Source organism: Terriglobales bacterium (assembly GCA_035543055.1).
GTDB lineage: Bacteria > Acidobacteriota > Terriglobia > Terriglobales > Acidobacteriaceae > JAIQFD01.
Map to the genome: position 1 here is coordinate 1 of DATKKJ010000216.1, position 2991 is coordinate 2991.

The 2991-nt window shown below is 65.8% G+C and carries 3 protein-coding genes; 1 reads left to right on the forward strand and 2 read right to left on the reverse strand.

Translation table 11 applies throughout. The annotated features are described in order from the left end of the window. Both VMS96_14180 and istA read right to left on the reverse strand, forming a co-directional pair. Positions 1-627, reverse strand: a 627-nt coding sequence (locus VMS96_14180; protein HVP44575.1) for an ATP-binding protein, incomplete at its 3' end; no start/stop codon positions are given. Beyond that, a complete protein-coding gene (gene istA / locus VMS96_14185; protein ID HVP44576.1) occupies positions 617-2113 on the reverse strand; it encodes an IS21 family transposase in 1497 nt (498 codons plus the stop codon). The genes VMS96_14180 and istA, both read right to left, overlap by 11 nt. Before the next feature lie 556 nt (positions 2114-2669). Here istA and VMS96_14190 point away from each other — a divergent pair. Beyond that, positions 2670-2991, forward strand: a 322-nt coding sequence (locus VMS96_14190; GenBank protein ID HVP44577.1) for a hypothetical protein, incomplete at its 3' end; no start/stop codon positions are given.

Here is a 2991-nt window from a genome sequence, read left to right on the forward strand (position 1 = left end):
GGAGACGACGCAGGCGGCATTGGGAAAGACCTCACCCCATTCGGCGAAGGGGCGGTTGGTGGTGACCAGGGTACTGTGGGCCTGGTAGCGGCGGCTGACCAGCTCGAACAGCAGATCGGCGTGGCGGTTGCCGTAGGAGAGATAACCGACCTCGTCAATGACCAGCAGGTCCGGGGCGGCGTAGTGGCGGAGTCTCCGGCGTAGCCCCGAGTCGCTGTCGAGGGCCGCCAGTTCGCCGAGCATCTGGCCGGCGGTGGTGAACAGGACGGTGGCGCCCTGGAGCAGGGCCTGGTGGGCCAGGTTCTGCGCCCACATGGACTTGCCCACGCCGTTGGGTCCGATCAGGACCACGTTGGCGGCCTCGCGGAGGAAGTCGAGGGCCATCAGGGCTTCCAGGGCGGCGCGGTCGCAACGGCGGGGCCAGGTCCAGTCGAAGTCGCAGACCGGCTTGAACGCGCCGATGTGGGCGGCCTGCAGGCGCCGTTCCAGGCTGCGGCGCTGGCGTTCCTGCTCCTCCCAACCGATCAGCGCTTCGAGCCAAGGCTGTCCGACGATCTCCGCCCAGTGGGCCACCAGGCCGTGGAGGTGGAGGGCCTTGGCGCGTTGCAGCAAGGGGTCATTGGTCATGATCATCCTCCGTCAGCTGGTCGTAGCCGTCGAGATCATGGGGCCGAACCGGGACATCCCGCTGTTGCGCGCTGGGCGACAGGGAAACCGCCAGCGGCGGCGGGAGTTGGCGGGCGTCGCGGCGCTGTTCCAGCGCCAGGCGCACGGCGTTGGGATGGGGGACGCCCCGTTCCAATGCCACCTCGACGGCGGCCTGGACCTCCTCGGCGCCATAGCGCTCCAGCAGCTCCAGCAGTTCCCGGGTGATGGCGCGCGGGCGCTGTCCCCGTTCGGCCGCTTGGGTCAGCAGCAACTGGCTGGCGGGAACGGCCTGGGCCAGGCGATCGGTGTCCCGATGCTGACGGGCCTCGCGCTTTTCGGCCACCAGCCGTTCGAGATGCGCGGGCTCCTCGATATGGGCACCCCGATCGTAACTGCGGGGATGGCTGGCAATGACCGCCAAGCCGTCCAGCACCCGCACCCGCTCGGGATCGGCCACCACGGTCAGCAAACGCCGGACATGGGTATGGGGAACCGTGTAGTCGTTGAGATCGAAGCGGACGTAGGGGGTCTTGCCGGCTTTCACCTCGGTGCGCTCCTCGGTTGGAAACGGATTATTCGGCAGGCCGATCAGCCGGGGCTGTTCCTCGGCGAAGACCTCGCCGACCTTACGACTGCGGTCCTCGGGCCAGAGCCTGTCGGCGGCAGGGCCCTGGCACCAGCCTGAAGCCTGCGCGTTCAGATCGGCCAAATCCTGAAAGCTCCGGGCGGCGAAGCAGTGGTCGCGGATGTAGCGGATGGCCCGTTCCACCCGGCCCTTCTCGTTGCCGCGGGCCACCGCCACCGGCCGCGGTTCGAACCGGTAATGCCCGGCCAGGGCCAGCAGGGTGGGATGGAAGCGGATCGCCGCGCCCTGGCGCTCCAGCACCGCGCTCTTCAAATTATCGTAGAGCAGCACTCTGGCGACCCCGTTGAACGCCTGGAAGGCCGCCACATGGCCGCGCAGGAAGTTCTCCATGCGGGCGTCCAGGAAGAAACGCAGGAAGATCCGGCGCGAGTACGACAGCACCATTACGAAAGCCATCAGGGGCCGGCGTGCGCGGCCGATGGTCAGATAACCGAAATGGCCCCAGTCCACTTGGGCCTGTTCCCCCGGCAGAGTCCGCAGGCGCAGATAGGCCTCCGCCTTGGGTCTCGGCCGATGCCAGGCCACCAGATGACGAAAATGGTCCGGCCCGCCCGAATACCCGCGCTCGCGCACCATGGCATGGAGCCGGCTGGCGGTCAGGGTGGGAAATTTCTCCAGCGTTTCCCGGATGAAGGGCAGATAGGAATCCACGGCGGATGGCCGGGGTTGGGCGACCCGGGCGGGCAGGCCGGCCTGGGCCAGGACGCGTTGCACCGTGGTGCGATGCACGCCGAGTTGGGTGGCGATGGTGCCGATGCGCCATTTTTCCACGTGGTGATAACGGAGGATTTGGACCTCCAGTTCTTGTGCGATGGTCATGTCGAGGATATCTCCGGTCGTGTGAAAAAGATCGAGTGAGACCCTCGACGGCGCCGGAAGCCGAGCCGGACGAACGCAGCGCAATGCCGACCGCAGCGATGGCACTGCCAAGCGGTGATCGGCGGCGGGGAAGCGATGACAACAGACGGGTTCGCGATGCCTTCCGAGGGTGACGGAAGTAAACCCTCCGGCGCCGGGGCGGGTGAACCCTGATGCGTCACGTTCTTGCGGCGCTGGCGGTAGCGGCGGGACCGTTCGGCATGGGCAAACCGGCCCCGACGGCTACGTTGATAACGCCGACCGGCTTCCCGTAATGAGTGCCGACGCGCCGTCCTCGAACAATCGCTGCCGCAATAGATCTGGCCTCGGTCGCAGTGGCTGCAAAGCAGGACTTGGGCACGGCAGTGCCCACAGAGAAAGAAACGACCCGAAGACTCCATCGGCGTTGATCAGTACGCCGAGGAGCGCTGGTCTGGACGGAACTGTCCGGACCTTGGGACAATGGCAGGGCACTCCCTCTCAAAAGGGAGCGGTGGGGCGCGTCACGGAACGAAACTTGGCGGTTGAGAGCCGTGGCGCGACCCGGTCTCTTCGGCAGGGTGCTTTTTACCGCACGTCTTCACTGCGCGCCATCTTTCTCCCTAAATCTTCACATCCCGTCCATCCTCCTATCAGGACTGAATCCGGCTGTGGGGATCCTCATCGCCATCTATGCGCGCTTTTTCACCGCCGTTCACAGGAATATCTGATCGAGCGTGGTTTTAACCGTTATCGGGGAAAACTATTGGGCTTGACGCCGATCTACCTCAGTTCCACCACCCGAATCAAGGGGCTGATCCGCTTGCTCAGCATCGGTCTGCGCGTGTTGTGTCTTATGG